Source organism: Kitasatospora sp. NPDC057518, from assembly GCF_042802075.1.
Taxonomy (GTDB): domain Bacteria; phylum Actinomycetota; class Actinomycetes; order Streptomycetales; family Streptomycetaceae; genus Kitasatospora.
This window is the reverse complement of the sequence record NZ_JBHVEU010000609.1, coordinates 1-4,302: the sequence shown is the minus strand read 5'-3', so window position 1 is coordinate 4,302 and position 4,302 is coordinate 1. Positions and strand designations below refer to the sequence as shown.

Sequence of the window (4,302 nt, the reverse complement as noted above, 5' to 3'; positions counted from 1 at the left end):
CTCCCTCACGCGTCTGCGGAGAACCCCCACCCGGCCGTTCCCGCACCGTAACGCGTGTCGCGTAAGGTGTGGCGGCATGGGAGAGCAGGCCGGGAATCCCGGCGGACCGGAACCGGTGAAGAAGCGCCTCGGCGTGATGGGCGGCACCTTCGACCCGATCCACCACGGCCACCTCGTCGCCGCCAGTGAGGTCGCGAGCGCGTTCCACCTGGACGAAGTGATCTTCGTGCCGACCGGGCAGCCGTGGCAGAAGAGCGACCGGCACGTCACCCCGGCCGAGGACCGCTACCTGATGACGGTCATCGCCACCGCCGAGAACCCGCAGTTCTCGGTCAGCCGGATCGACATCGACCGCGAGGGCCCGACGTACACCGTCGACACCCTGCGCGACCTGCACGCCCTGCACCCGGACGCCGACCTCTTCTTCATCACCGGCGCCGACGCGCTCGCCCAGATCCTGTCCTGGCGCGACTCCGACGAGCTCTTCTCGCTGGCCCACTTCATCGGATGCACCCGCCCGGGGCACACTCTGTCGGACGCCGGGCTTCCGGTGGGCGGGGTCTCCCTGGTGGAGGTCCCGGCGCTGGCCATCTCCTCCACGGACTGCCGCAACCGGGTCGCCAAGGGCGAACCGGTCTGGTACCTCGTCCCGGACGGCGTGGTCCGCTACATCGACAAGCGGGCGCTGTACGCGCCGCGCGGGGACTGATCCGGGAGCGGTGCATGACTGATCGCAGCGACGGCCGGCGGCCGGAGGACTGGTCCACCGGGCAGTACCAGCAGCCGTACCAGGGCTACCAGCAGCCGCAGGACCCGCAGCCGCAGCCGCAGCAGCAGCCGCAGGCGCAGGCGCAGTCGTACGAGCAGCAGCAGTACGAGCAGCAGTACGACCAGTACGGGCAGCCGGTGTACGGGCAGGGCGCGTACGGCTACCAGCAGCAGGGCTACCAGGGGTACGACGGGTACCAGCAGGGCGGGCAGTTCCCGCAGCAGCAGCCGTACGAGCAGCAGCAGTACGACCAGCAGTACGACCAGTACGGGCAGCCGGTGTACGGGCAGGGCACGTACGTCTACCAGCAGCAGGGCTACCAGGGGTACCAGGAGCAGCCGTACCAGGCGGCCGCCCCGGTCGTGACCGAACCGCAGGCGCCGTCGCAGGCGCAGGAACCGGTGCAGGCCGAGCCGGCCGCGGCCGCGGCGGTCGCACCGGCGCGTCCGCGGGTGCCCCGGCCGGCCGCCGAGCCGGTGCCGGCCAAGGCCGAGCCGCCGTCCGAGCAGGTCGCCGGGGCGCGGGCCGGGAAGGCGGGGAAGGCCGGGAAGGGCGGGAAGGGCGGCGGCAAGGCGCCCGACGACAGCTACACCACGGGGGAGTTCACCTTCGTCGACGAGGAGGCGGAGGAGACCGAGGACGTCATCGACTGGCTGAAGTTCGCCGAGTCCCGCAGCGAGGTGCGCGCCGAGCGCCGCCGCAAGCTGCGCAACCGGCTGATCGGCCTCGGTGCGGTGGTGGCGCTGGCCGCCGCCGGCGTCGGCGGGTACCTCTTCCTCACCGGCGGCAAGCCGACCGCGGCCGCCGCCGCCGGCGGGCGCCAGGTCAACGTCGTCCACCTGCGCGACCTCCAGGGCAAGGTGTCCAGCGCGCTGCTGGTCAACGACGCCTCCGGGAAGAAGGGCACGGTGCTGCTGCTGCCCGACACCCTGCGGCTGCCCGGCCCGGGCGACCCGCCGGTCACCACGGTCGGCCAGTCCATGGACGGCATCGGCGCCTCGGCGACCCGCGACGGCCTGTCCACCGTGCTCGGCGCCCCGGTGGCCGGCACCTGGCGGCTGGACACCCCGTACCTGGAACTGCTGGTCTCCCAGCTCGGCGGCGTCCGGGTGGACACCAACGCCGAGACCCACGAGGGCGGCAAGCCGGACGGCAAGCCGCTGTCCGCGGCGGGCAAGAACACCATGCTCAGCGGGAAGGCCGCGGTCGCCTACGCCACCCTGCAGAACCCCGGCGAGAACCGGGACGCCCAGCTGGCCCGGTTCGGGCAGGTCATGGACGCGCTGGTGCGCGCCATGCCGACCGAGTTCAAGGACGCCAAGGACGACGTGCACCGGATGAACGCGGTGCTCGACCCCTCGCTGCCCGAGGACGCCCTCGCCGGGGTGCTCGTCCAGCTCTCCCAGCAGGCGAAGGACGGCCACTTCGGCACCACCGCGCTGACCGTCAAGCCGGACGGCAGCCTGGACGAGGCGACCGCGGGCAAGCAGGTCAAGGACGTGCTGGGCGGCACCGTGAAGTCCGCGGCCGCCGGCGACGCCCCGGTCCGGGTCGCGGTCCAGGACTCCAGCGGCAACGACGCGGCGGCGGCCGCCGTACAGGTCCAGATCGTCAACTCCGGCCTGACCTTCATCCCGGGCGGGGCCAAGGGCGCCCCGCAGGCCACCAGTGAGATCCGCTACACCGACGACGCCCGGCAGGGCGCGGCGAAGTCGCTGGCGACCAGCCTCGGCCTGCCGGACACGGCGGTGAAGAAGGTGACCGGCGACACCCAGAACGCGGACCTGCTGGTGGTGCTCGGCAAGGACTACCAGCCGCCGAAGACCCAGTAGGGCGGTGGCCCGGGCCCGGCGGGGGTCCGGGCGTGGTGGCGGCGGGGGCGGTGGCCCGGTATTGGCCTGGGGGCCCGGGGCTCGGGGGCCAGGAAAAACGGTTCCGGGCCCGCCCGGGCGGCGTGAGATCCTGGAAGGCGACCCCGGCCGAGCGCCGGGGCGCCCCCCAAGCCGCCGAGCCGGAAGAACACCGTGACCGTTACCGACCACAGCCAGCAGCTCATCACCGTCGCCGCGCAGGCGGCGGCCGACAAGCTCGCGCACAACATCATCGCCTTCGACGTCAGCGAGGTGCTGTCGATCACCGACGCCTTCCTGATCGCCTCCGCGAACAACGACCGCCAGGTCCGCTCGATCGCCGAGGAGATCGAGGACCAGCTGCGCGAGCAGCTGGACATCAAGCCGGTGCGCCGCGAGGGCGAGCGCGACGGCCGCTGGATCCTGCTCGACTACCTGGACATCGTCGTGCACGTCCAGCACGCCGAGGAGCGCTCCTTCTACTCGCTGGACCGGCTCTGGAAGGACTGCCCCGAGCTCCCGCTGCCCGAGGACGCCCTGGCCTCGCGCAACCGTCCGGACGCGTTCACCGACGAGGCCGGCAACGTCGTCGCCCCCGCCGACGACTTCGGCAAGCCCGAGGACCTGCACTGAGCCGGGGCCCGCGCGGCCCGCGCATCGTCTTCTGGCGGCACGGCCAGACCTCCTGGAACCTCGAATCGCGCTTCCAGGGCACCACGGACATCGAGCTGACCGGCCAGGGCGTCCAGCAGGCCCAGCGGGCGGCCCGGCTGCTCTCCGGGCTCCGTCCCGACCTGCTGATCTCCTCGGACCTCCAGCGGGCCCGGCGCACCGCCGCGGAGCTGGCCGAGGTCACCGGGCTCGACGTGCGGCACCACGAGGGCCTGCGGGAGACCTTCGCGGGCTCCTGGCAGGGCCTGACCAACGCCGAGATCCGCGAGCGCTTCCCGGAGGAGTACGAGGCCTGGGCGGCCGGTGAGCCGGTGCGGCGGGGCGGTGACGGCGAGCTGGCCACCGAGGTCGCCGACCGCTCGGTGCCGGTGGTCCTGGACGCCGTCGGCAAGCTCCCCGAGGACGGCACGCTGGTGGTGGTCAGCCACGGCGGGACGATCCGCACCATGCTCGGGCGGCTGCTCGACATGGAGCCGGACCAGTGGGAGCGCTTCGGCGGACTGTCCAACTGCTGCTGGTCGGTGCTCGGCCAGGGCACGCGCGGCTGGCGCCTGCTGGAGCACAACGCGGGCACCCTCCCGCAGCCGGTCATCGGCGACGACACCTGAGCCGAGCCGTACCGGCTCGGGCGGCACCGGGTGCCGGGGGCCCTCACGGGGCCCTCGGCGGGGGTCCGGAGGGAGCGGATTTCGCAGTTCCGGCCCTGACCAGCTAGAGTCTTCCTCGTTCGCAGGGAAGGAACGCGGCCCGGAAGGGAAGCGGGAGATCCGGTGAGTGCGGGGCTATAGCTCAGTTGGTAGAGCGCTTGCATGGCATGCAAGAGGTCTGGGGTTCAATTCCCCATAGCTCCACTCCGCATCGGCGGTCGTGGTCAGCCAGGGTCGCCCGTGTCGCGGGGCTATAGCTCAGTTGGTAGAGCGCTTGCATGGCATGCAAGAGGTCTGGGGTTCAATTCCCCATAGCTCCACAGTAGTTCGGAAGGCCGTCACCCAAGGGGTGGCGGCCTTCCGG

At 72.4% G+C, this 4,302-nt stretch carries 4 protein-coding genes and 2 tRNA genes; all 6 read left to right on the top strand.

The window, feature by feature from the left end:
- Window positions 1-76 precede the first annotated feature (76 nt).
- The 6 genes from nadD to ACFU7Z_RS37030 all read left to right on the top strand — a co-directional run bounded on the left by nadD (window position 77) and on the right by ACFU7Z_RS37030 (window position 4,258).
- Window positions 77-709 carry a nicotinate-nucleotide adenylyltransferase gene (gene nadD / locus ACFU7Z_RS37055; RefSeq protein ID WP_049658574.1) on the top strand — a complete coding sequence of 211 codons (633 nt, stop codon included), beginning with the start codon at window positions 77-79 and terminating at the stop codon, window positions 707-709.
- A 14-nt stretch (window positions 710-723) separates the two neighbouring features.
- Window positions 724-2,601 carry a LytR C-terminal domain-containing protein gene (locus ACFU7Z_RS37050; protein ID WP_380782474.1) on the top strand — a complete coding sequence of 626 codons (1,878 nt, stop codon included), beginning with the start codon at window positions 724-726 and terminating at the stop codon, window positions 2,599-2,601.
- Between the two features lie 192 nt (window positions 2,602-2,793).
- Entirely contained in the window at window positions 2,794-3,252 is a 459-nt protein-coding gene (gene rsfS, locus ACFU7Z_RS37045; RefSeq protein WP_049658573.1) for a ribosome silencing factor, read from the top strand.
- Complete coding sequence (locus tag ACFU7Z_RS37040) at window positions 3,249-3,899, top strand: histidine phosphatase family protein (RefSeq protein ID WP_049658575.1); 651 nt, start codon at window positions 3,249-3,251, stop codon at window positions 3,897-3,899. The genes rsfS and ACFU7Z_RS37040 overlap by 4 nt, the downstream gene beginning before the upstream one ends.
- 170 nt (window positions 3,900-4,069) lie before the next feature.
- Window positions 4,070-4,142, top strand: a tRNA-Ala gene (locus ACFU7Z_RS37035).
- A gap of 43 nt (window positions 4,143-4,185) precedes the next feature.
- Window positions 4,186-4,258, top strand: a tRNA-Ala gene (locus ACFU7Z_RS37030).
- Window positions 4,259-4,302 lie beyond the last annotated feature (44 nt).